The 24,831-nt window shown below is 45.7% G+C and carries 26 protein-coding genes and 1 tRNA gene; 16 read left to right on the top strand and 11 right to left on the bottom strand.

What is annotated here, in order from left to right:
- Positions 1–11: 11 nt before the first annotated feature.
- From HY811_04235 to HY811_04215, 5 genes are read left to right on the top strand one after another with little or no spacing between them, the layout of a single operon-like run.
- On the top strand, positions 12–1,343 hold the full coding sequence (locus HY811_04235) for an excinuclease ABC subunit UvrC (protein MBI4834013.1): 1,332 nt from the start codon (positions 12–14) through the stop codon (positions 1,341–1,343).
- A 3-nt stretch (positions 1,344–1,346) separates the two neighbouring features.
- Positions 1,347–2,051: a WbqC family protein gene (locus HY811_04230; protein ID MBI4834012.1), complete on the top strand. Its 705-nt coding sequence runs from the start codon at positions 1,347–1,349 to the stop codon at positions 2,049–2,051.
- Positions 2,052–2,087: 36 nt separating this feature from the next.
- Entirely contained in the window at positions 2,088–3,149 is a 1,062-nt protein-coding gene (locus HY811_04225; protein ID MBI4834011.1) for an undecaprenyl/decaprenyl-phosphate alpha-N-acetylglucosaminyl 1-phosphate transferase, read from the top strand.
- Positions 3,146–3,916, top strand: a complete 771-nt coding sequence (locus tag HY811_04220; protein ID MBI4834010.1) for a methyltransferase domain-containing protein — start codon at positions 3,146–3,148, stop codon at positions 3,914–3,916. The genes HY811_04225 and HY811_04220 overlap by 4 nt, the downstream gene beginning before the upstream one ends.
- 3 nt (positions 3,917–3,919) lie before the next feature.
- Positions 3,920–4,774 (top strand): AAA family ATPase, encoded by an 855-nt coding sequence (locus tag HY811_04215; protein MBI4834009.1) that lies wholly within the window; start codon positions 3,920–3,922, stop codon positions 4,772–4,774.
- A gap of 33 nt (positions 4,775–4,807) precedes the next feature.
- On the opposite strand, the gene HY811_04210 is transcribed toward HY811_04215, so the two are convergent.
- The 8 genes from HY811_04210 to HY811_04175 form a co-directional block, all read right to left on the bottom strand.
- Positions 4,808–5,659, bottom strand: a complete 852-nt coding sequence (locus HY811_04210; protein ID MBI4834008.1) for a hypothetical protein — start codon at positions 5,657–5,659, stop codon at positions 4,808–4,810.
- Positions 5,656–6,834 carry a glycosyltransferase family 4 protein gene (locus HY811_04205; protein MBI4834007.1) on the bottom strand — a complete coding sequence of 393 codons (1,179 nt, stop codon included), beginning with the start codon at positions 6,832–6,834 and terminating at the stop codon, positions 5,656–5,658. Before HY811_04205 ends, HY811_04210 begins: the two co-directional genes overlap by 4 nt.
- On the bottom strand, positions 6,831–8,774 hold the full coding sequence (locus tag HY811_04200) for a glycosyltransferase (GenBank protein MBI4834006.1): 1,944 nt from the start codon (positions 8,772–8,774) through the stop codon (positions 6,831–6,833). The genes HY811_04205 and HY811_04200 overlap by 4 nt, the downstream gene beginning before the upstream one ends.
- 48 nt (positions 8,775–8,822) lie before the next feature.
- Complete coding sequence (locus HY811_04195) at positions 8,823–10,061, bottom strand: SpoIID/LytB domain-containing protein (protein ID MBI4834005.1); 1,239 nt, start codon at positions 10,059–10,061, stop codon at positions 8,823–8,825.
- A gap of 2 nt (positions 10,062–10,063) precedes the next feature.
- Positions 10,064–10,603 carry an epoxyqueuosine reductase QueH gene (locus HY811_04190; protein MBI4834004.1) on the bottom strand — a complete coding sequence of 180 codons (540 nt, stop codon included), beginning with the start codon at positions 10,601–10,603 and terminating at the stop codon, positions 10,064–10,066.
- Positions 10,600–11,184 carry an HAD family phosphatase gene (locus HY811_04185; protein ID MBI4834003.1) on the bottom strand — a complete coding sequence of 195 codons (585 nt, stop codon included), beginning with the start codon at positions 11,182–11,184 and terminating at the stop codon, positions 10,600–10,602. The genes HY811_04190 and HY811_04185 overlap by 4 nt, the downstream gene beginning before the upstream one ends.
- A 37-nt stretch (positions 11,185–11,221) precedes the next feature.
- Positions 11,222–12,073, bottom strand: coding sequence for a transketolase (locus HY811_04180; protein ID MBI4834002.1), 852 nt, complete (start codon positions 12,071–12,073; stop codon positions 11,222–11,224).
- A gap of 88 nt (positions 12,074–12,161) precedes the next feature.
- Positions 12,162–12,233, bottom strand: a tRNA-Phe gene (locus HY811_04175).
- Between the two features lie 339 nt (positions 12,234–12,572).
- On the opposite strand from HY811_04175, the gene HY811_04170 reads away from it, so the two are divergent.
- Positions 12,573–13,439: a protein kinase gene (locus tag HY811_04170; GenBank protein MBI4834001.1), complete on the top strand. Its 867-nt coding sequence runs from the start codon at positions 12,573–12,575 to the stop codon at positions 13,437–13,439.
- Between the two features lie 895 nt (positions 13,440–14,334).
- Here the strand turns inward: HY811_04170 and HY811_04165 are convergent.
- The 3 genes from HY811_04165 to HY811_04155 all read right to left on the bottom strand — a co-directional run bounded on the left by HY811_04165 (position 14,335) and on the right by HY811_04155 (position 17,216).
- The gene (locus tag HY811_04165) at positions 14,335–15,162 is read right to left on the bottom strand and encodes a hypothetical protein (GenBank protein MBI4834000.1); all 828 of its coding nucleotides are present in this window, start codon (positions 15,160–15,162) and stop codon (positions 14,335–14,337) included.
- A 111-nt stretch (positions 15,163–15,273) separates the two neighbouring features.
- The gene (gene glpX / locus HY811_04160; GenBank protein ID MBI4833999.1) at positions 15,274–16,233 is read right to left on the bottom strand and encodes a class II fructose-bisphosphatase; all 960 of its coding nucleotides are present in this window, start codon (positions 16,231–16,233) and stop codon (positions 15,274–15,276) included.
- Positions 16,234–16,373: 140 nt separating this feature from the next.
- Positions 16,374–17,216 (bottom strand): bifunctional methionine sulfoxide reductase B/A protein, encoded by an 843-nt coding sequence (locus tag HY811_04155; protein ID MBI4833998.1) that lies wholly within the window; start codon positions 17,214–17,216, stop codon positions 16,374–16,376.
- A gap of 323 nt (positions 17,217–17,539) precedes the next feature.
- Between HY811_04155 and HY811_04150 the strand changes: the two genes are divergently transcribed.
- The 10 genes from HY811_04150 to arsB all read left to right on the top strand — a co-directional run bounded on the left by HY811_04150 (position 17,540) and on the right by arsB (position 24,830).
- Positions 17,540–18,808 (top strand): EF-hand domain-containing protein, encoded by a 1,269-nt coding sequence (locus tag HY811_04150; GenBank protein ID MBI4833997.1) that lies wholly within the window; start codon positions 17,540–17,542, stop codon positions 18,806–18,808.
- Between the two features lie 216 nt (positions 18,809–19,024).
- Positions 19,025–19,399 carry a winged helix-turn-helix transcriptional regulator gene (locus HY811_04145; protein ID MBI4833996.1) on the top strand — a complete coding sequence of 125 codons (375 nt, stop codon included), beginning with the start codon at positions 19,025–19,027 and terminating at the stop codon, positions 19,397–19,399.
- Positions 19,399–20,565: a permease gene (locus HY811_04140; GenBank protein ID MBI4833995.1), complete on the top strand. Its 1,167-nt coding sequence runs from the start codon at positions 19,399–19,401 to the stop codon at positions 20,563–20,565. Before HY811_04145 ends, HY811_04140 begins: the two co-directional genes overlap by 1 nt.
- Positions 20,565–21,122 (top strand): Fe-S cluster protein, encoded by a 558-nt coding sequence (locus tag HY811_04135; protein MBI4833994.1) that lies wholly within the window; start codon positions 20,565–20,567, stop codon positions 21,120–21,122. Before HY811_04140 ends, HY811_04135 begins: the two co-directional genes overlap by 1 nt.
- Positions 21,123–21,149: 27 nt before the next feature.
- On the top strand, positions 21,150–21,395 hold the full coding sequence (locus tag HY811_04130) for a TM0996/MTH895 family glutaredoxin-like protein (protein ID MBI4833993.1): 246 nt from the start codon (positions 21,150–21,152) through the stop codon (positions 21,393–21,395).
- A gap of 9 nt (positions 21,396–21,404) precedes the next feature.
- Positions 21,405–22,211 carry an arsenite methyltransferase gene (gene arsM / locus HY811_04125; protein ID MBI4833992.1) on the top strand — a complete coding sequence of 269 codons (807 nt, stop codon included), beginning with the start codon at positions 21,405–21,407 and terminating at the stop codon, positions 22,209–22,211.
- Positions 22,212–22,223: 12 nt separating this feature from the next.
- Complete coding sequence (locus HY811_04120; protein ID MBI4833991.1) at positions 22,224–22,679, top strand: thioredoxin family protein; 456 nt, start codon at positions 22,224–22,226, stop codon at positions 22,677–22,679.
- A 5-nt stretch (positions 22,680–22,684) separates the two neighbouring features.
- A complete protein-coding gene (locus HY811_04115; GenBank protein MBI4833990.1) occupies positions 22,685–23,365 on the top strand; it encodes a hypothetical protein in 681 nt (226 codons plus the stop codon).
- Between the two features lies 1 nt (position 23,366).
- Positions 23,367–23,780, top strand: coding sequence for an arsenate reductase ArsC (locus HY811_04110; GenBank protein MBI4833989.1), 414 nt, complete (start codon positions 23,367–23,369; stop codon positions 23,778–23,780).
- Between the two features lie 6 nt (positions 23,781–23,786).
- The gene (gene arsB, locus HY811_04105; protein MBI4833988.1) at positions 23,787–24,830 is read left to right on the top strand and encodes an ACR3 family arsenite efflux transporter; all 1,044 of its coding nucleotides are present in this window, start codon (positions 23,787–23,789) and stop codon (positions 24,828–24,830) included.
- The last annotated feature ends 1 nt before the right edge of the window (position 24,831 follow it).

Genomic DNA, 24,831 nt, shown 5'->3' with positions numbered 1-24,831 from the left:
ATACTATTTTTATGAAATCAAAAGCGGCAAAGAAAACCGGCGAACTGCCCGAACAGCCGGGGGTATACCTCATGAAAGACCGCCGCAAGCGCGTGATTTACGTGGGCAAGGCGCGCAATATCAGGCAGCGGGTAAGCAATTACTACCACTCCGCGGCGCAGAGCGACCCGAAAACCGCCGCTCTGATGAGACAGGTGAAATCCATTGATTACCTGGCAACCGATTCCGAAGTGGACGCCCTGCTTTTAGAGGCGCATCTGGTTCGCGATATCAAGCCGAAATACAATATCCAGCTTAAGGATGATAAAAGCTTTCCGCTGATAGGCGTCTGCCGTTCGACTGAGCGCTCACGACGAAGCCGCTCGGATGATTTCCCCAGGGTAATCATCACCCGCCAGCGCGGCAATAAGGATATCGATTACTACGGGCCGTTTATCAGCACGGGAGATTTGCGCAGCGGCTTAAACTCTCTCCAGAAAATATTCAAATTCCGCACCTGCAAACTATCCATAAAAGAGAAAAACCCGATACAAAAGCCGTGCCTTTTATACCACATCAACCGGTGTGTCGCGCCGTGCATCGGGAAGATATCAAAGAAAGATTACAAAGACATCATTTCACTTCTAGATGAATTCTTAAGCGGAAATAAGAAAAAAGTCCTGCGCCGCCTGTCCAAAAAGATGGAAGAGGCAAGCGCGCTAAGGGATTTCGAACATGCCGCCGAATACCGTGACCGGATAAACGCCCTGAAAGGAATCACCACCGAAGGCAGAATGGGAGAATTTTACGAAGGCGCTTTGGCGGCAATCAACCCTTCCGAACGCTTGAAGAACCTGCAATCGCTTTTGGGGCTGGATAAGCCGCCCAGGAAGATAGAGGGGATAGATATTTCCGATATCAAGGGAAACGAGGCGGTCGGGGCGTTGGTGACTTTTATCGACGCCGAACCCTTTAAGAACGGCTATCGGAAATACAAGATTAAAACAGTTGCCGAAGGCGAAGCCGACGATTACGCCCGGATGCGGGAAGTCATCAGGCGGCGATTATTTGACACGGAAAATGAATTGCCGGATATCCTGCTGATTGACGGCGGCAAGGGGCATCTAAGCATTACGGAAAAAGTATTCGCCGAGGAAAAGATATCACCCCCATTGATTGTCGGGCTTTCCAAACACAAAGGCGACCACATCGTGACGAATGATAAAGCGCCCAAAGTAATAACGCCTAAATTATTGACTAAATACGCGGCGGGATTTAAGTTATTGCAATATATACGCGATGAGGCGCATCGTTTTGCGCAGAAATACCACCATTATTTGAGAGAGAAAAGAACATATAAGTAAACTATGATTATCAGCGGACACCAGCCGAATTACCTGCCCTACATAGGCTTTTTCCATAAGGCAAGCCTTTGTGATAAGTTCGTTATCGTTGACAACGTCCAATATGTCAAGCGAGGGCCATTCGGCTGGATTAACCGGAATAAAATCAGGACCAGCGAAGGATGGCAGTGGCTGACCGTTCCGGTGTTATCCAAAGGGAAATACACCCAGAACATCACGGATACGATGATAGATAATTCCAAACCGTGGCAGCACCAGCACTGGCGGGCGATTTCACTGGCTTACCAAAAAGCACCATATTTCAAGGAGCACAAGGAATTCTTCCGTAAAATTTACGAAACCAGGTGGGAAAAGCTACCTGAGCTTTCGGAGGCCATTATCAAATACCTTGTCAACGCGCTTGGGATAAAAGCAGAGTTTACCCGCTCTTCATCTATCGGTGCGCAGGGTAAGGGAACTGATTTAATTATCGACATGTGCAAAAGAATCGGGGCTGACGCCTATATACACGGCAAGCACGGAAAGGACTACATCGACCCCGATAAGTTTACCGATAATAACATCAAATGTATTTACCAGGAATTCCGGCACCCGGTATATAAACAGGTATACGAGCCGTTTATAGAGGAGCTATCCGTAATTGACCTCCTGTTTAATTGCGGACCGGAAAGCCTGAATATCCTAAACGGGAAACCCTTCGGCAGTTAATTCTGCTTCAGGGCGCACCTGTAACTATTCTACAATATGATTAAAGAGTGGATATTAAATTACTTAGCTGTTTTCGCCGCCGCCGCAATCATAAGTTATTTATTCGGATTCATCATTAAATCGTTTGCCAAATCTTTAGGGATAATCGATAATCCGGCCGAAGGCAAACTGCACCAGACCCCCACCCCGCGGCTGGGAGGGCTGGCAATTTTCCTGGGTTTTTCATTAAGCCTTTTTTTAAGCCAGTATATCTTGCCGTTCGGAACACTCGGCCCCCAGAGATGGGCAATTATAATCGGGGCGTTAATGACCATGTTTGTCGGGGCGATGGACGATTTAACGGCAAGCCGCGGAGGAGTCCCCGCCGCAATCAAATTGATAATATTGTTTGTCATCACTTATATCCTGTCACAAGCGGGTATCATGGTAAATTTTCCTTTTCCATACCTAATTAATCTCATAATCACCATGACCTGGCTGGTCGGGGTGACAAGCGCTTTCAACGCCATGGATAATATGGACGGACTGGCAAGCGGACTGGCATTGATCGCAAGCATGGCTTACCTGGCGATAGCAATCCAAACCGGACAGTGGACATGGGGTTTAATATCCGTAGGGTTAATCGGCGCCAATCTTGGGTTCCTACGGCATAATTTTTATCCGGCCAAGATTTTTATGGGCGATTCCGGAAGTTTTTTCCTCGGCTTCACATTAGCCGCGCTCGGCATTATGGGCGGATGGTCAACTAATCCGTTCAAAGCCTCTTTCGTCCCCATTATCATTCTGGGCTTGCCCCTGCTTGACCTGGTTTACGTAATCTACAGGCGTTACCGCCAGGGAATAACCCATGGCATAAAAGAAATCATAACATACTCCGCCCAAGACCATTTTTCCCACCGTTTAAAAGCATTGGGATTATCGCACAAACAAACCGTCATCCTCGTCTGGCTGATATCATTCTGCGTATCCTGCGGGGCATTCATCCTGCGCAATACGCGCAAATGGGAAGCTATCCTGCTTCTATTCCAGTTCGTCTTAATCGTCCTGATTGTCTTTATAATCGTAAGCCGGATTGCACCGACCCGTGAACCCAAATGAAATTCAGCAACGTATCATGCAAAGAAGTCCGAAAAGCCAATCGCCTTGTCTACGATAAAAAAGATATCCGCGAATACGAACAAAACCCCAGCATTTTTGAACCCAGCCGCCAGGAACAAATCAAAGCCCTACTTGCGGGGATAAGCCGAAAAACAGGAGGCGATAAACTGCTGGATATCGGATGCGGCACGGGCAATGTGCTGAAACTCGGCAAGGACTATTTCCGGTTCGTAATAGGCATGGATTCTTCGATAAATCTTCTCCGACAGGTAAAAGAGCGAAATCCTGAATTAAACCTGGTCGTGGCGGATGCCGATTATTTGCCGTTTAAAAAGAATGCCTTTGATTGCGTCACGCTATACGGAACACTGCATCACCTTTTCGACCCCGTGATGACATTGGGAAAAGCCACTCCCCTTTTAAAAGCCAACGGATTTTTATATACGGACCACGACCCAAATTATTTCTTCAACCGCTTTTACCATCTATATTACCGCCTGCGGTACCATGGCAAGGCTGGATTCGGCACGCCTCAAGAGGAGATTGCCGAATTCCATAACACCCAGACCAGCGGAATAAATCCTGAACTGATTAAAAATAAATTGCGTGCTGCCGGGTTAAACGAAGTGGAAATACATTACCGCCATACGACCAACCAGGGGTTATCATTGTTATCCCGCTTTTTTCTTGTCCTATTAAAAATATTTTCCTATGTTATACCTTTAAGAAGCTTTTATACGCACTTTTACCTGATTGCCAGGAAATAAGATATGTACGAAAAATATTGGGGATTAAAAGAAAAGCCGTTCCAGAATACGCCTGACCCAAGGTTTTTCTATTATTCGGCGCAGCATGAAGAATCTCTCAACCGCCTGATGTACGCGATGCAGGAACAATTAGGCGCGGCGATGTTGAGCGGCATCTTTGGGTGCGGCAAAACACTGGTCATCCAGACGCTCATAAAGGAACTTACCCAGGCAGGCAATTATAAAATCGCCTATATCTCAAACCCCCAATTATCGCATGTTGAACTACTCCGCTCTATCGCTTATCACCTGGGAGTGCCCAACCTACCGGAAAAGAAATCGGAAATAATGGCTGATTTCCTGGTGGAAAAGATAGAGGAAACCCTGCGCAATAACTGGTCGGACGGAAAAAGCACGGTGTTAATCATAGACGAAGCGCATATCATTGAGGATAAAACCATCATGGAATCAATCCGGCTGCTTTTGAATTTCCAACTGCATGACAGGTTCTTGCTTTCACTGTTACTGGCCGGCCAGCCGGAATTGACCCGCAATGTGGATAACATCAAGCAATTAGCGCAAAGGATTGCAATACGATGCCATTTAGAGCGCCTGAATGAGGAGGAAACCAAGAAATACATCGAACACCGCTTAAAGGTCGCCGGCTGCGAGATAAACCGGTGTGCGCCCGGCAAGCCGGAATCACTTTTCACTGAACAAGCATCTCATTTGATATTCGAAGGCTCAGGCGGCATCCCCAGACGCATAAACCATATCTGCAATATCGCGCTGTTGGCCGCATACGGTAAAAACCTTTCGCAGATAGATGCCGATATTATCCAGGATGTGATAAAAGAAACAGAAGGCATTTCGTCCTAAGTATCATTGCGACTTTCTTCTTGATATAATTTGTCACATTAACCAGCCAAATTTACGCCTGTTCCTGCGGAATCGGCGCACGGCATTCGAAGTGATATCGGAAAAATAAGTTGCGTTCCTTTCATCCTGAACGATTCCTTTTTCCCCGCTTTTAACCTTTCCCAACACCTTAAAAATATTTTCCGCGCCTTTCCGGGCGCACCGGCGGTAAAGGCTGAAAAAAGTATCGTCCGGCTCTATCGCTATTTTCTCCTGCCAGGTTATGTTACCAACATCAATCCCTGAAGATAAATAATGCGCGGTAATCCCCGTTGTCGGTTCATTATTAGCCAAAACCCAGAAACACGGGCTGATTCCGCGATACGAAGGCAGATACGAAGGATGTATATTAATAATCCCAGAGCGCGGGATTTCCATTATCCGCTTACCGACTATCTGATTGAAAAAGATGACAAGAATAATATCGGGATTATAGTCCTTAATAAATGACTCTGCCTTGCGGCTATTAATATTCTTAAACCAGATTTTCTTTAAATTGTTGTTATTAATAGCCTCTTTAACCGATATAAACTTCCTTTCGGAAAACGGTGTCATCATTATTTTCTCCGCTATCCCCAGAAAGAAATAAGACAGCTTGATTACGGCCATGGAAACCAAATAATCAATGCCTGACTGCTTTACCAGGTGCGCTAAGCCGAGAAGAAACCCTTTTTTCCCCAGCTTTGGGGTTGTCACGACCATAATTTCATCGCCGTCCCGCCTGACCGGGTCATCCGCCCGGACGAGCCGTTCGGACGGGTTCGGGCAGGTATTTTTAAGCCCTATTTCCCGCAAGATAATAGGAGCGTGAAAGTGCTCATCAGGAGTAAAAATCATTATCTTCATAAATTTTCCAATAATTGCTGATAAAGCTTATCAAACTTTATTATCATCTTTTCCCTGGTAAATAACATCTTCACCCTCTTATAACCTTCTTCACCTATTCTTTGCGCAAGTTCATTATCAAAAGCAAGCTTTTTTATCGCTTCAGCTAATTCAGTGCTTTTAGCAGGAGGCACCAAAATGCCGGAAACGCCCTCTTCCACCACTTCAGGAATCCCGTTAACCCGGCTGGCAACAACCGGCTTCATATTCGCCATTGCCTCTAAGAGGACAATCCCAAATGCTTCATAAAGCGACGGCAAAACAAATATATCGGAATCTTTAAGATACGGGCCGATTTCATCCTGAATCCCGGGAAAACTGACATTTCCCTCAATGCCCAGGATTTCAGTATGCCTCTTTAATTGGCGCTTTAGCGAGCCATCTCCGATAATCACCAGCCTTATATCCGGATAATCAACCTTCAGTTCTTTAACCGCGTCCAATAAATACACCTGCCCTTTTTCCGGGGTCAAGCGCCCCACTGTAACCAGCACCGGATAAGGTTTATCATCCCTTAGTTGATTAGAAACATTAACCAGCAATCCATCATCGGGTATATCAACTCCGTTATATACAACTTCATATTTTCCCTCGCCAGCTAAACCTAATTTCACCTGTTCATCCTTATCCGCGTGATTCAAGGCAATCACCTTTGTAGCCAGCGAAGAAGCAAATTTCCTTAAAGAATAAAATAATTTTAACCGCCAGAAACTTCCGGAAACGCTTGGTATCTTAGCCTGCGGGGCAAATAAATGGCCGTGCGGGGAATAAATAATTACCGGCACATCAGCCATCCGCGCGGCCAGGCAGGCGATAAAACCGGCTTTGGAAGTATGGCTGTGAACAATATCAGGCTTAATTACTTTAAAATGATGGTATAACTTTAGCAAGGCAACTATATCATGCAAAGGTGAAATCTCCCGTTCCATTTCAGGGACAAGCCTGATTTTTATATCCTTTACGCCTTTGGCTCTCTCCCACAAAGAACCTTCACTGCCGGTGGCGTTCCCTGAAACCAGGTAGACCTCGTAAATATCTTTGGGCAAGCCTTCAACCAGGTCAAGGCATACCTTCTGCGCCCCGCCTTTAATCAGGCGCGTTATCACCTGAATAACTTTTATCTTACGAGCTATCATTTCACTTTATTTATCAGCATATTAACGGCGTTAAGCACATCATCAACCGTTATTAGCTTCATACACTCCCTGGAAATGCATTTTAAATCATTACACGGCCAGCAATCAATCTTTTTATATAGCGCTATAAACTTTGCTTCCGGAGGATACGAGCCGTATGACGGCCAATGTCCTGGGCCGAATATTCCGATTGCCGGCACCTTCATCGCCACGGCAATATGCATTGGCCCGGCATCATTACTTATAAAAATCTTACAATGCTGAATAACGGCAGCTAATTGTTTTATTGAGGCTCCGGAAAGGATAACCGGCAGTTTATTCAGCCGCTCTTTTATTTGGCTGACTATGGATAAATCAGACGGTCCGGAGGTAAGCAATATCTTCGCTTGATATTTATCAGCAAGAACATTAGCAACCTCGGCAAACCTCTCCGGCAGCCAGCTCGTTCTCACAGGATAAGACGGATTACCTCCCGTGTGAATGCCGATAAGGAAATCATTTTCCGTAATTCCATGCTTCTTGGCAAACTCAGCGGCAAACCCCGTGTCACTCCTGGAAACAGCAATCTCCGGCGTTTGGTATGTATCATCCGCGCCAAGCGTTTTCACCACATCTAAATATTTTTGGATATTGTGCCTGTTCTGGAATTCATCGTCATGGATTTTATCAGTCAGGAAAAAACCCCGATGATGCGCATCCAGCCCGAACCTTCGATGGGCGCCGCTTAGATAACCTATCAGCAATGGCTTAATAATCCCCCGCTTGGAATAAAGATTCTGGAATTCGATGTAAACATCATATTTATTAAATGCCAAATACCAGGCCAATCCCAACAGCCCGAATAATTCTCTGGCAATCCGCAAAGGCGTATCGTATAACGGCGGCATCAGGATATAATCATCGATATACGGCGAACCCTTGATGATTTCCGCTGAATGCCGCTCGGCGATTAAACTGATTGAGGCATCAGGAAACCTCTGTTTCAAGCTTCGCAGAGCTGGGCTGATCAATAAAACATCTCCGATTCCGCCTAATTTTAATACCAGAATGCGTTTCGGATTTAACACCTTCCTTGAGAAATCCGACTTTGAAACATCCTGCGGCAGCATAAAAGACGCAACAATCCGCAATGTTATTGCCAAAATCCAGGTAGTAACCTGATTGATTATCCCATAATATTTACCCGCATAATAAACAGCACTTTGGATAATCCATTTATATGTTTTAAACGAAAACGACTTCCCTTCGTAATGCGCGACTTCAGCATCAGGAACCTGATAGCATTTCCATCCCTTTCCAATCATCCGTTTACCCAAATCAGCATCTTCCAGATACATGTAAAATTTATCATCATATGTGCCAACCTCATCCAGGGCTTTTTTACGCATCAGGCAGCACGCGCCGCTGATATATCCCAAGTTAAACGCACCGGATTTATCCAGCCCACGCTGATACCCGCGCCATTTATCAAACAAATCATCAACCCTTAATAATTTCATCAAATTCCAAACAATCGTTTTGATATGGACAGGAACTATCGGCTTAACCGACCCGCCAGCAGTTTGCCTTTTCCCATCCCATGAACCGGCGTGTAACAGCGGCCCGGCTAAACCAGCATCAGGATGGCTTTCCATAAAATCATACAGACGCTTAACGCAATCCGCCCCGAATTCTATATCATCATTAATCACCAGCGCGTAAGGCGTATTGAGTTTCCTTAAAACCTGATTATGGTTTTCCGCAAACCCTTTAAGTTTGTCATTACTGATAATACGCGCGGAAGGATAACTTTTCTTGACGATAGCGGCAACGTCATAGGAAGCGATATTATCAATCACTGCCACTTCGGAAATCAGCCCCTGGCCGTTTTCGGACAGGGAGCGCAAACACCTTTTCAGATAATCTGGGCTTCTCCCGGAAACGACGGAAACGGTTATCATATCTTGTTGTATTTTAACGTAATGTTATTAAAATATTACAGGAAATGCTTAATATATCTTTACCACCCTGCATTCAGGGTAATAATATTCTAATATTTGAAGTGTATTAAAATCTTTTAACGCCATGCCGTTGGCGCCTTCCTGGCATAAACCGACCGCGTGCCCCCAGCCCTCGCCGGTGAACTCGAACATGTCACCGTCTTTGACGACCTTTAACTTGGTGCTTCTTAATCTATTCGGGTCGAGCGCGATGCGGAACTTCTGCGCGTCCATTATCTTGGTATAGTCATTTGACACCTTAAGCCCAATAGACGTAATATGCCCTCCCGGCGCGGACCTGGCAGCCATGATTTCATCTATCCGCTTGACATCATCCGCTTTAAGTTTTTCAATAATCTCCCGTTCGCTGAATGACGCTTTCCAATTGCTGAATTTGGAATGGTAGCAAAATCCGCAGGTCACCCCATGCAATGGTGGAATCAAGGTTAACCCAAAAACCACATCGCCCGGCTCGGTGGCGCCGCCACAGGTATCGTGGAAAATGGAATATATTATCTTGCCGTTATATTCCAGGTACACCCCGCGGGTGGTGTTCACCGCCTCTATCGCCCTGGAATCAGCGCGCTCCTCGCCCCGGTAAACCTGGGAATAAATATTAGCCGTGACATCAAAATCAGCCTCGGGCTTGTTGTTACCCATGCCAAGGCGGTAATAAGTTTCTTTAATCTTAAACAAGGCAAACGTCCTTGAGGCAATCGCCTGGGCGGCCAGCGCAAATGACGGGTAGCTCGTATCCATCTCGCTCCCGATAACGCCGTAAAGGTAAGATTCCAAATCCAGTATGTTGCCGACCAAAACCTTGCTGTTACCAAGCGCCTTAATCCTGAGCATCCCGCGATACGAGCGCTTCTCTTTCCCGATGCCTATCGTAACCAATCCTGAATATGGCTTGATTACAATATCGTCTGATTTCAAACCATGATTATCAAAATAGATACTGCCGTTTTTAGAATACACCGCGCCATTAGTAACCTCGCGCCTATCATCAATAACCGCCCCCAAAAAATGCTTTTGCCTTTCAAAAGTATATTGATACACCTTGTAATCGGATGTCGTGCTAATGGACACCTTGCCCTCGCCTTCCGTCGCTGTCAATAGCACCTGGATATCAGGCGGCCCTTTTATCGTAATTGCTTTGGTTTGATAACGGTAATAAGGCGTGGCGGACACGCAAGAGATATAAAGTAAGCAGTAAACAGTTATTAGTAAAGCGTAAATCTGTTTCATCTTTATCCCAAATACCTTTCCGCCTCGCTGAAGATACAGCCGCAATACTGCTGGCGGTAAAGCATCCGTTTCTTAGCCGTTTCCTTGCCTAAAAGATAATGCCCTGTTAACTCTTCATATCGGAATTTTACATTATGCCGGTTAGCCATTTCTTCCCCGGTTTTCCTGATAATCTCCTGGTTCTGCTGGGGACTTACGATAAGCGTGGAAGTAAATTCATCGCACCCCAATTCATGCGCCTTTCGTGCAGCTTCTTCCAATCTCATCCGGTAGCATTTCGGGCACCTTTCCTTATCATGCGTCTTTGCCGAAGTTCCTATCGCGCCCATAAAACTATCCAGCCCGTAGGTTTCATCGTAATATACCTTTATCTTTTCCTGTTCCGCAAAGGTCTTAACCGCTTTCAGTCGCTTCAGGAATTCCTGGAAAGGATGTATGTTCGGATTATAAAAATATCCGGTGACCTCTGTCCCCTCTTTCCTGAATTTATCCGCCAGGGCGCAGGCGCACACCACGCAACAGATATGCAAAAGCAGTTTCATATTAAACCCGTTTCTATTAAATCTTTCAACTCGATTAAACTCTTTATGGTAAAATCGCTCTTCACTTCCCAGTCATATTTATGCCCGTTGGTTATCAAGACCGTCTTAACCCCGGCATTCTTGCCAGCCATGATATCAAAAAGGTAGTCCCCCACCATGATTATTTTATCCAGCCCTATTTTCATCTTACGGCTTGCCAGGAGTATGCCGTCCGGCTTTGGCTTGGCAGAGGCATCTTCCCGCGTAACAATCAAATCGAAACAAATGCCGTGCTTTTGGCAGGATTCTTTCATTGACTTGGCTGAATTCCTGGTCAAGAGAGCCGCCTTGATATTGCGCTTGGCAAGGAAATCCAGCAATTCATGGACACCCTCATTCAATTCCGAATTGGCAACCGCTTCCGCCTCATGCCTTGCCAGTATCCCGAATGCCCGCGTTTTCTCCGGCTCAGGCAGTTCATACATCTTTTCAAGGAGATATATCTCATCCTCCGGCATGCCTAAATCTTTTTTTATATTACGGAAGTTAAGATAGGGCTTGGTGATTGTCCCGTCGAAATCAAATATGACCGCTTGTATCATTGAAGATTATCCCCTCTTTAGCAAAGGGGGAATATGTTTATTGAAGTTCCTGCAGGGCTTTTTCCGTCTGCTCTTTGCTCGGGGTTTTGCCATGCCATTCGGATTTATTTTCCATGAAGGAAACTCCCTTGCCCTTGACGGTCCGGGCAATGATAATTGTCGGCTTTCCTTTTACGGTATCGGCTTTATCCAGGGCATCAATGATTTCCCGGAAATTATGGCCGTCAATTTCCAGCACGTTCCATCCGAAAGCGAGCCATTTATCCGCCAGTGGCAGAGGAGACATCACATCCTTGATGGCGCCGTCTATCTGGAGACCGTTATAATCCTGGATGGCGCAAAGATTATCAAGTTTATAATGAGCCGAAGACATGGCCGCTTCCCATATCTGGCCTTCCTGCACCTCGCCGTCGCCGACCAGCGCGTAAACCTTGTAAGATTTCTTACCTGCCTGTGCTACGGCAGACAGGTCCATCTTGCCGGCCATGGCAAAACCGGAAGCGATTGATAAGCCCTGCCCCAGCGAGCCGCTGGAACATTCCACGCCGGGAGTGCGCTTCATATCCGGATGCCCCTGAAGGATATTGCCGAGCTTGCGCAAAGAATCCAATTCGCTTACCGGGAAATAACCGGCTTCGGCAAGTGTCGCGTACCAAACCGGAGCGCCATGGCCTTTGGACATAAGGAACCGGTCGCGTTCCGGCCAGGAAGGCTCTTTGGGATTATGCTTCATCTTATGGAAATAGAGGCTGAGCATTATCTCTACCGCGGAAAGCGAGCCGCCCGGATGTCCCGAGCCGGATTTGAAAAGCATATTGATGATATGGCGCCGGATGACCTTGGCGCGCGATTCCAGTTCTTTTATCTTAACGTCTGATATGGAAGACATTTATGATTTCTTTAATTTCACCACAGAGCACACAGAGTAAAAATCCTAATAATCTTTGCGTCTTTGCGGTGTAATCTTTAAGCAAATTTGGGCAGGGGCGGGATCGAACCGCCGACACGTGGATTTTCAGTCCACTGCTCTACCGCTGAGCTACCTACCCATGTCAAACATCGTTGTTTAAGAGTTTAAAAGTTTAAAGGTTCAAAGTTAAAGGTAAAGACTATCAAATCCATAAAAACTAATCAAGAAAATCATTACATGATAACTTTAATGTGATTTTCAGTGGTTAGGATTAAGCCCTACACCACAAGAAAATTATATGCGGGTGAAAGAAGGGCATCTCCTTATGTGCCCCTGCACCGTTTCACTTCCCGCCACTGCCCTGCCTCTCCGGATTAATCTCTTGACAAGTACCGGGAACAAGATATAATTAACCGCAAATTGGACGGATTATACGGATACAAGGAAGGTATCCCCCAAAATTACAAGAAAGTAACTTATGACCGAAACAAAAAAAGTTATTTGGCCAACGCCAGGCAATACAATCACAACCAGTTCTGGCATGATTTATACTATTGGACAACCTATTAACTCAGGTGGCTATGCCTTAGTATTTGAGGGTGCTGATCTATTTGGAAATTCCGTGGTTTTAAAGGTGTTTAAACCAGCCAATCGGAAATTCGAAGAAGTACATCTTCAATGGGCACAAGAAACCAAATTGTTTATCAAATTACGTCACTCTAATGTAGTGACAATATATGACGCTTTTATTTGTGATAATCTTTTTTATATCGTACTAGAACGCGCTTGGGGTAATTTATGCGATTGGATTAGAATTGTTGGCGGAAAAGCTAATGAAGTGACAGTAAGAGAAATCGCAAGGCAATTGCTTTTTGCCATCTATTTTATCCATAAGGAAAAGGTATTACATAGAGATATTACTATATACAATACTCTTGTGTTTGAAGGAACTAAATCACGAGGAGCAATTTTTAAGATATCAGACTTTGGTATTAGCAAAGAATTTACGGATCCATGGTCTCCACAAATTGCTAGAACGCAAATAGCTCATCCATGTTTTATTCCCCCGGAGCTTTTACTTTCTCAATATGGCTATTCAAATGAACAATCAGATTTATATCACTTAGGACTTGTTTTATTATATTCACTAACGGGAGATTTACCACTTAAAGAAACAATGAATCCCGAGCAAATAAATAAAATGATTATTGATGGTGCTCCTAGAATTGAGGCTGAAAAAACGGGGACTCCTTTAGGCAATTTTATTTCTGTTTTACTAAGACGTCATAATGAATATAGGTTTAAAACAGCCCTTGAGGCTTGGAATGCTTTACGATTAATATAGTTTCAGCTTTACAATAAAAATATTAATTATAAGAAAGAACAATTTTAAATCGGATAGAAGTAGCTGTTTCCAAATCCCAAATTCGTTTAGATTCGTTCCTCATCACAAACCTCACTACAGTTCGTTCCTCACTACAAGCAAGTCGTTTCCTAAAACCAAATCTCTGCGTCCTTCGCGTCTCGGCGGTGAAGAATTACCCTCCTAACTCCATCCCTCCCTGCCTCGCCGGCAGGCGGGTGCGTCTCTGTCCCGACGCTTCGGTCGGAAGGCTTTGCACCGATGAAATATTATCCTAAATCTATCCTCAAACCCGTTTGAAATTTCCACTTTTTATTTTTTGACAGGGGTGTATAGGTAAGGCTATCAAGGTGCAGAGGTAAGGCTATCGAGGTGTAGTGGTAAGGTTATCAAGGTGTAGGAGTATGGCTATCAAGGTGTAGGGATATGGCTAGCTAAGTGTAGGAGTATGGCTACCGGTATGAGGCCCTATTGGTTAAGGGGTATAGCCCTAAGGCTATCGAGGTGCAGGGGTAAGGTTATCAAGGTGCAGGGGTAAGGCTATCAAGGTGTAGTGGCAAGGCTATCAAGGTGTAGGGGTAAGGCTAGCTATGTGTAGTAATACTGGTACAAGGGTGTAGGGGTAGCCCCCCTGATAATTCATTGCTCTAACTGCTTGATTTCCCTCATAATTCACTTTTCCAATCCTGACAAATCGAATATATCGCGGTATCATCTCTAATATATTGAGAACTAATTCTCTATTTAATTTGATTTGTCACGCCAGAGGATGGGTCTGTGGTTAAGATTCAGGGTCGCCTCAGGTGACAAGCTTACCCCGTTTATAGCGGGATTCCGACATAATCGGTGATAGTCACCGCCCTTTCACGCCCACCTCTTATTCTTTTTCAAGGTATTCGTATTCGTTGACATATTTATGGAAAGGAACTTCCTTGGTTATCCCGGATTCATTGATTATGGTGTAATTGATTTCTTCCGTAAGGTTCCCGAACACATCATATTTATAAGTAGTCTTCAAATACAAGCCATCCGAAGCATTATAACATAATTTTTCAATTTCCTTATCATTGGAATCATAAAGGGAGACATGCCTTTCCGACCAGTTTTCCCGTCCATTTTCATATGTAACTGTCTCAACGGTTTTGTTGTTTATGTCGTATTTAAGGAGCTTTTTTTCCTGCAGAACATCATCCTCGTAATAGTCTTCTCCGGTTAAAAGGCCGGATGCATCATATATTCTTATGATTTGCTGGGAAATACCGTCGGCATCACAGGCTTGCCTTTGGGTTAATCTTCCTTCGTCATCGTAGGAATATTGGGCGGTATTGACATGCACACCATCGTTGAGATAATTAATATCTTTTACCAAGTTGCCGTGATTGTCGTATTTGAAAATATGTTTTGAAAACAAGGCGCCGCCGGGCATGGAGAAAGTATGTTTCTCGATGGTTTTAGCTTCTTCGTTGCCTATTAATACATCTTTAGATACCATTTCCCCTGTCTCATCATAATGGCAACAAACAAGATTATTCCCTTCAACGGCATATTTTTGCGTTTCTTTGCTGGCAAGAACCGGCTCGTAATTACCACCGTTTTCTTTAATATTATATATGTAACAGGTCATCAACTTGATGCCGGGAGGTATTTCATCGTTTAATATGTCGGCAATGGTGATGTTATATTGGCGCGATTTTTCTGATACCATAATATATCTTGCAATACCCGGTTCTCTTAGAGTGGCACAAAACCCCTAAAGCGGGATGAATCTGCCTCATTCCAATTCAATATGGTATCCCCTGAACCAGACGCCGTATCTTTAATATAACGGTTTTTTAGCGAATTTGTGGTAAGCCTTTATATAACGGACCGTCCCGGTCTTGGAGCGCATCACCACCGAATGGGTAATCGCACCTCCGGTAATAAACCGGACGCCTTTCAAAAACGTCCCGTTGGTCACGCCGGTCGCCGCAAACATGATATCTTCAGGCTTGGCCAGTTCATCCATGGTAAAGACCTTATCTATGTTTTTTATGCCCATCTCCTTGGCGCGGCGCACCTCGTCCTCGTTGCGTGGTTTAAGCTGTCCCTGCATATCGCCGCCCAGGCATTGCAATGCCGCCGCTGCCAATACCCCTTCGGGCGCCCCGCCGATGCCCAATAACATATCCACCTCTGATTCTTCGGCAAAAGCGGTCGCCACTGCCGCGGCCACGTCGCCATCCTGGATTAAATAAATCCTGGCTCCCAATTCGCGCACCTCCTTGATGATATCCGCATGGCGCGGGCGGTCCAGAACAACTACCGTTACCGCTTCCACCGGGCGCCCCAGTTTTTTGGCAACCGCCCGGACATTGTCTTTTACCGGCGCGTTGATATCTATTACTCCGGCGGCGCAGGGGCCGACGGCAATCTTTTTCATATAGGTATCAGGGGCATTCAGGAAATGGCCGCGCGGCGCCGCCGCCACGACCGATATCGCATTAGGCCGCCCCTGGGCGGTGAGCGTCGTCCCTTCCAATGGGTCAATCGCGATATCAAGCTTGGGGTCGCCGCCCTTGCCGATTTTCTCCCCGATATAAAGCATCGGCGCCTCGTCACGTTCGCCTTCCCCGATGACCACGGTTCCTTCAAACCTGATTGAAGAAAATGCCTTGCGCATGAAATCCACGGCGGCCTGGTCGGCAGACTTGTCATTGCCTAACCCCATCCACTTGGAAGCCCCCAATGCAGCCGCTTCGGTTACCCGGACAAATTCCAATGCCATATTCCTATCCATAGATGCTCCTTTCTTATATGTTCAGTAGCTCACTAGTTCAATAGTCCATGAGTTAATCAGTTAGGATTTTACTCTTTTCCCTTTCCTTATTCAATCTTTTTACGACTAGAGCTGCGACAGATTATTATGCACACCACTCCTTAAAACCTTTTGGTATATACATGGCAATAAGGGGTTCCGGAATTTTTATCATAATACTCCTGGTGATAATCCTCCGCATGCCAAAACTTTCCGGCCGGCGTAACCTCGGTCGCTACTTTATAGCCTTTAGACTCCAGAATCTTGACGAGTTTTTCCGCCGTCTTTTTCTGCTCCTCATCCAGGTAAAATATCGCCGAACGGTATTGCGTCCCGATATCCGGCCCCTGCCGGTTCACTTGTGTTGGGTCGTGCGTCTCAAAGAATAGTTTTGCCAGTTCTTCATAGGTTATCTTGCGGTTATCAAAAACCACCTCGACCGATTCAGCATGGCCGGTCTTGCCGCTGGAGACTTCTTCATAAGTGGGGTTTTCCTTAGTTCCGCCGGCATATCCGACGGTCGTAGTGATGACTCCGGAAGCCCGCTCGAGATAATATTGCGTCCCCCAAAAACAGCCTGAGGCGAAAATCGCCCTCTTAAGATTTTCCTTCGGCACGAAGACCATGGAAATGGAATTGACGCAGTGGCGGGTATCCTTGGGCGTCATGCCTTCCCCTGTGAAGACATGCCCCAAATGCGCGCCGCAACGGGAGCAGGTGATTTCCACGCGCGCGCCGTCCGGGTCAACAGTCCTTTTTACCGCGCCCGGAATTTCGTCGTCAAAGGAAGGCCAGCCGCATCCTGATTTGAATTTATCCTGCGAACGGTATAAAGGCGCGTTGCAGCGGCGGCAGATATAGAGACCCTCTTCAAAGAAATCATCGTATTTGCCGCTGAAAGGCGGTTCGGTCCCGCGGCGGAGAATGACATTTTCCTCTTCAGGGGTGAGTGCATTATAAGGCATATCTTTTACTCCTTCTCTCTCTTGAGTGGGCGCGGCTTCGGGAGCCGGCTTAGAGCCGAACCATACCGCCCATGCCGCAACAATCGCGATAGAGGCAATGATTAATGTATATAATACCGGTTTCATATAAAACTAAACATCCTTAAAACCCCTCTTATCAGCAGGGGCACGTGTTATGCCATTACACCCTGATTTTATATTGGCTTTCGGCCGGTGACAAGAATTATTTACTTTAAGATAATAATATTTCTGCGAAACTTTCCCTGCCGTATAGTGTTATATATTTAAGACAAATACAACATATTTAAAGAAAGGAGAATGCTATGGAAAAGGCAAAATGGCTGTTAGCCGCGGCAACGGTTGCCGTGCTCATTTTCGGCATAAGCCTTGTTGTTAATGCCGAAGGCGACAACAAAGACGACCCGAACAGCGGCAAAGCTGATCAAATCGGTGACGGCAACAGCGGACAGGGTAATGATGACAAGGATGAGTTAATTTCCCTGCGCGACAGCGACCCGGAACAGTTTAAGGCAAAGTTTAAAGAAAAACTGATGCAGCTCAAGGAAAAGGACCCCGCCGCATTCAAAGAAACACTCAGGCGCTTCACCGCATTCCGGACTGCCCAGAAACGGTTCATGCTGAAACACGGTGATACCAATAACGACGGCACGCTGGATGAATCCGAACGCAACGCATTGCAGGAAAAACAGGAAGAACTGCTTGACAGGTGGCGCGAGGAACGCGAGAAAAGCGGCGAATGCACCGATATTTCGGAAGTCGCGGAAAAAATCTGGGAAAAACGCAAAGCCAACCGGGATGAAATTTACGAGGAAGTCTACGACCAGGAACGGTTTGATAACGCCGATGCCAATGACGACGGAATACTCGATATGGATGAAATCAAAGCCGCCCGGAAAGATTTCGAATATTATAAAGACGGCAAAAGATTCCAGCACGCCGATGCCAACAACGACGGCATTTTAAGCTTAGAAGAATGCAAAACCGAAAAACAGTGGGAACGGGAGCATCACCGGGAAATAGAAAAGAAAGTCGTCGAAGATATCAAGAAACGTTTTCCTGATTACGACCCGGAAAAACCCGAATGGATTAAAAACCACCCGGACGAACTAAACACCCTTGCCGCACACCCCTACTGGGTAAAGGAGCACTCCAAAACGTTGCATGAAATCAGGCAGGATAAAAAGTGGCTGGAAAACCACCCTGTGGTGGGGGGAAACATGGAAAAGCACTGGTTGAGGTTAGACCGGTGTGAGGATACCTGGGACCGGCGCGAGAATGTCCGTGACCGGAATGAAAACGTCCGCGACAGGCACGAAGACGTCCGCGACAAGCGTGAGGATATCTGGGACAGCAAACACGACGGCGGCAAAAAAGACAAGTTAGAAGACAAGTTCGACCGGGCTGAAGACCGCCGTGACAAACGCGAGGACGTCCGCGACAGGAAAGAAAACGTCCGCGACCGCAAGGAAAACGCATGGGATAACAACCACGGCTGGAACGATAATTTCTTCAAGGGCAAGAATAAGACGCCTGCGCCAAAACACAAGCCTACTCCCAAGCGCAAGAAATAATACGCCAATCCGATACCACCTATCTCCCCGGTATTACGCCGGGGAGATAGGAGCGGGATTAGCCAAGCAAAATAATAACCGCAAAACACACTCCTTCTAAAATTCGTGCGATTCGCCTTTAAGAGCACGGTTACTAAGTTTTCTTGACATTTCATTCCCGCTATGATAACATATTCGTATAAACGAATATGTTAATCCATTCGAAAGGAATTAACAATGAAAGCGCTGATTGATTTCGGCAAGCTCGTTTCAGACCCGACCAGAGTCAAAATTATCAAACTGCTTTCCACCCAATCCATGTGCGTGTGCGAGCTAATGGATATTTTAAAGATTAACCAATCCTGCGTTTCCCAGCACCTGGCAATTTTGAAAAACCATAATCTCATTGATTCGCGGCGTGAAGGGAAATGGATTGTCTACGGGATACGCCGCAAGGCATTAAACGGTTATTTAAAAGAGACGGCATCATTCTTTAAAAAGACGCTGGGCAAACCCCCCTCTTTCAAAACGGAATACCAACGCCTGGCAGGCTTGAAAAACCGGGGGCTTTTATGCCTGAGATTAAAATGCTGTAAAGGAGAAAATGAATAATGAAAGAACGGACGAAGCTATTCCTGATAATCGGGGTGTTCCTTCTGGCTTATTTTATCCCGTTTGAACGCTTAAGTATCCAAAACGCCCTGATGGAATCATTTTATATGCTCCAGGATTATGCCCGCCAGCATGTGATGTTATGTTTGGTTCCGGCTTTTTTCATTGCGGGAGCGATTTCGAATTTCGTGAGCCAAGGCGCCGTGATGAAATATTTCGGCGCCAAAGCGAATAAATGGCTGGCATATTCGGTTGCTTCTGTCTCCGGAAGTGTCTTAGCGGTCTGCTCGTGCACGGTTCTTCCCATCTTTGCCGGAATCTGCAAATGCGGCGCCGGCATCGGCCCGGCCACGGCATTCCTTTATTCAGGGCCAGCAATCAATGTCCTGGCTATCATACTCACCGCACGCGTCCTCGGATTGGAAATGGGGATTGCCCGGGCGGTCGGCGCGATAGTTTTTGCCGTAGTCATAGGATTATTAATGCATCTCATATTCCGCAAGGAAGAGCTAAACAAGCAATCCGCCGCCGATTTAGTCGTGCCTGAAGAGGAAAAAGGCTCACGAACTTTGGGAATGAATACATTATATTTCGCGGTGATGTGCGGAATTCTGGTCTTTGCCAACTGGGGAAAAGATGAAACGATGCACGCCTGGCAGGCAATTTATAAAGCTAAGTGGATTATCAGCGCCGGGCTGCTCTTAATTTTAGCAATAATGCTGAAGAAATGGTTTAAAAAGAATGAATTGGTTTCGTGGGTGGATTCCAGCTGGGGATTCGCCAAACAGATATTCCCTCTGCTCTTTGCGGGGGTCTTCGTGGCAGGCTTCCTTTTAGGCAGGCCGGGCCATGAATCCCTGATTCCAAACAAATGGATAGAAACACTGGTCGGAGGAAACAGCCTGTTTGCTAATTTCTTTGCGTCTGTTGCCGGAGCATTAATGTATTTTGCCACCCTGACCGAAGTGCCGATTCTGCAGGGACTGATAGGCTCCGGAATGGGAAAAGGGCCTGCCCTGGCGCTTTTGCTTGCCGGTCCGGCACTGTCATTGCCCAGCATGGTAGTTATCAGGCAGATTATCGGAACCAAGAAAATGTTAACATATGTTTCGCTGGTGGTAGTTATGGCAACAATCAGCGGGATGATTTATGGAGCGTGGTTCTAATGCCTTATTTAAACAACGTAACGATAATTAAGACGATGCCCTGCATCGCGATGCCGGAGCGAATCAGGTTTATCGCGGAGCTGGATATTAATATCTCGGAGATTATGCCTTATCTTAATGCGGTCATTGACGATGCAATTTATAATAAGGACGGCCCGAGCATCACGATGAAAAAAGACGTCCGATTAATCGGGATACAACCAAGGCAATTAGCCGCCGGCAAGGTAATCGACCTTAAAGACGCGCAGGAATTAATCGAATGGTTTAAAACGATAGTCAATGATTGTTATAACAAGCGGGATACGATTACGCCGAATTATGAACGCAGAAAAAGGTTATTACCCCTTGATATATATAAATTGCTGCCTGCGACGAATTGCCGGAAATGCGGCGAACCGGCCTGCATGGCTTTTGCGGTGAAACTGGCAAATGATGAAAAGAATATTATGGTCTGCACTGATTTATTCTCAGGCAAATATAATGAAAAACGCAATGAGCTTATCAGGCTCTTAAAATCTTGCGGGTACAGTGTGCCTGCACCGTTTTCGGATGTTTAGTTAAACTTAAAAGGAAGGAGATTTAAGATGAAGATAGAAATATTGGGAACCGGGTGCCCCAAGTGCAAGAAACTGTATGAATTAACCAGCGAGGCGATTAAGGAGTCAGGGGTTCAGGCGGAGCTTGTCAAGGTGGAGAAAATAAATGAGATTATGAATTACGGGGTGATGATGACTCCGGCGCTAGTCATAGACGGCAAAGTCAAAGTAGCGGGAAAAGTCCCGAATAAAGATGACATAAAAAGCCTGATAAACTCTAACCTTCAAAAGTAAAGGAGATTTATGCATAAGAAAGACATTAAAAAGACAGTCAAAAAAGCCTACGGTAAGATTGCCCAAGCGAATAGCGGGTGCGGATGCGGGAGCGGAAGTTCCTGTTGCGGGGATACACAAGGCATTGCCTCTGCCATAGGTTATTCCAAAAAGGACTTAAGCGCCATCCCAAACGATGCCAATCTGGGGCTGGGTTGCGGAAATCCGACTGCATTGGCTAATCTTAAAAGAGGCGAAACCGTGCTAGACCTCGGCTCGGGCGCGGGAATCGATTGTTTTATCGCCGCCAACAAAGTCGGCGCAAAAGGAAAGGTAATCGGCGTGGATATGACGCCGGAAATGATAGAAAAGGCGCGAGGGAACGCACGGAAGGCCGGAATCACCAACGTAGAATTCAAATTGGGAGAGATTGAAAACCTTCCTGTGGAAAACGGTTCAATTGATGTGGTTATCAGCAACTGCGTGATTAACCTGTCGCCGGACAAGGAAAAGGTATTCAAGGAAATCCACCGAACATTAAAACCGGGCGGAAAAGTAGCCATTTCCGATATGGCTTTATTAAAAGAATTACCGGCGAGTATCGCAAAGAATATCAAAGCGTATGTCGGCTGTATCAGCGGAGCAATCCTGGTTGGTGAATATAAAGCAATAATGGAATCAGCCGGGTTTAGAAGAGTAAAAATTACCCCCAAGAAATATACATTTGTGAGTGATGATACCAATGACCCATTTTGTAAATCACTTAAGGATAATTTACCCAAAGGCAAATCAATCCATAATTATGTAACAAGCATTTATGTAGAAGGCTGTAAATAGAAAGGACCTTTTATGAGTAAAGGAATTAAGATAGGGATAATAGTAATCCTCGCTTTGGCCATTGGAACTATGGTTTACATAAAATCGGAGAAGGATAACCACGCATCGGGAAACGCGCAGACACCCGGTCCGGCTGAAACCAAAGAGCCGGTAATCAGCGAACCGGCGAAAGCGCTGCCGAGGCTCGTGGATTTAGGCTCGGTTAAATGTATTCCCTGCAAAAAAATGGCTCCGATACTAGAACAACTAAAAGACGATTTTAAGGACAGAGTAAGCGTTGAGTTTATTGACGTAAACGAAAACCCTGACACCAGCCGGTCATATGGAATCAGGCTAATCCCGACCCAGGTGTTTTACGACGCAGGCGGCAAAGAAGTATTTCGTCACGAAGGTTTTTTCTCCCGCGAGGAAATACTGGAACAGTTTAAAAAGATGAATATTGACGTATCTGCCGCAGAAAGGAAATAACCATAATGGAAACGGTAGTTGATTTTTTTAACCAGCTGATTCAGTCCGGCGGATGGCTGGCTTTCTTTGGAGCCTTTTTTGGGGGGTTGCTCACCGCAATGAACCCTTGCGTCCTAATAATGGTTCCTCTTATCATGGGATTTATCGGTGGGGTAAAGAATGGGATAACAACAAAGAAGGCATTCCTGTATTCACTTCTTTTGGTGCTCGGTTTTGCCATCCAATTAGCATTGCTTTTCACAATCATGGCATCGATAGCACCGTTCTTCAGAGGAGCTTGGATGAATTATGTTATTGCGGCAATCTGCATACTCCTGGGACTCCATTTTCTTGAAGTTTTCCAGATTCGCCTGCCGATATCGCAAGATAAATTACCCAAATATACCGGCGCAATTGGCGCACTTTTGTTCGGGGTACTGTTCGGTTTCATATCCCTTCCATGCACCGGGCCAGCTCTTTTGTTAATTATCTCGTTTATTCCTTTAAAGGGTAATCTATTTGGCGGAACACTGATGTTATGCTATGGATTAGGGCATTGCGCTTTAATCGTGGTAGTAGGGACTTCAATCGGAGCGGCGCGCGGATTGCTTGAATCTAAAGGGGCTCAAACGGCCGTTGATATTATAAAGAAAATAGCGGCTGTTTTAATTATTGTTGTCGGCCTTTATTTTATCTGGACTGCGTAATATGAAGAAACGAGCTTTATTCCTTTGCACCGGCAACTCCGCACGAAGCCAGATGGCAGAAGGATTATTACGGCATATGGCAGGCGATAAGTTTGAGGTCACGAGCGCCGGAATAAAACCGTCTCCAATTAACCCATTTGCAATAAAAGCAATGGCTGAAATCAGGATTGATATTTCTAACCAATATTCAAAAGATGTATCGCAATTTATTAACAAGTCCTTTGATTACGTCATAACTCTCTGCGATAATGCCAGGCAAACCTGCCCTTTCTTTCCGGGAAAGGCGATAAAACTGCATTGGGGTATGCCTGATCCGGCAGATGCTAAAGGCACTGAAGAAGAAATTCTAACCATATTCAGAAAAGTCCGGGATGAAATAAAAAATAAGATTATCAGTCAATTAATCGAAAGGTAAAGAGCTATGAACAAGTGTGAAGACAAGAAATTATCGTTTATCGACCGTTTTCTGACCTTGTGGATATTCCTGGCCATGGGCATCGGAGTTGGGCTCGGATATTTTGTGCCTTCAATCGTAGGTTTCTGGGATAAATTCCAGTCCGGCACTACAAACATTCCGATTGCCATTGGACTCATACTCATGATGTACCCGCCGCTTGCCAAGGTGAAATACGAAGAACTCGGCGATGTCTTCCGGAATATCAAAGTATTAATTCTGTCGCTCATCCAGAACTGGGTAATCGGGCCGGCACTGATGTTCGCGCTTGCCATAATATTCCTCCATAACGAACCGGCTTATATGCGCGGATTGATACTTATCGGACTGGCACGTTGCATTGCCATGGTCATTGTCTGGAACGACCTGGCCAAAGGCGATTGTGAATATGCCGCAGGACTGGTGGCTTTCAACTCTATTTTCCAGGTGTTATTTTTCTCGGTCTATGCCTGGGTATTTATCACGGTTCTGCCCACCTGGTTCGGGCTTGAGGGCGCCGCCGTCCAGATTACCATCGGGCAGATTGCAAAGAGTGTCTTTATCTATTTGGGAATCCCGTTTATAGCCGGGATGGTCACCAGATTCACTTTGATAAAACTAAAGAACAAGGAATGGTACGAGAAATCTTTTATCCCGGTTATCAGTCCGATTACTTTAATTGCGCTTCTCTTTACCATTATAGTAATGTTCTCGCTAAAAGGCGAATACATCGTCAAAATACCGATGGATGTGGTCAGGATTGCCATTCCGCTATTAATTTATTTTGTGGTGATGTTCATTGTTTCTTTCTTCCTCAGCAAGAAAATCGGGGCAACGTATGAACAAAGCACCACCCTATCGTTTACGGCAGCAAGCAACAACTTTGAATTAGCCATTGCCGTAGCCGTGGCGGTTTTTACCATACAATCCAAGGAGGCCTTTGCCGCGGTAATCGGACCGTTGATTGAGGTACCTGTAATGATAGGGCTGGTTAACGTCGCTTTTTACTTTAAGCGCAAATACTTTAAATGAC

The organism is Planctomycetota bacterium (assembly GCA_016207825.1).
In the GTDB taxonomy this organism is placed as follows: Bacteria; Planctomycetota; MHYJ01; order JACQXL01; family JACQZI01; genus JACQZI01.
This window is presented reverse-complemented; position numbering and strand designations above follow the sequence as displayed.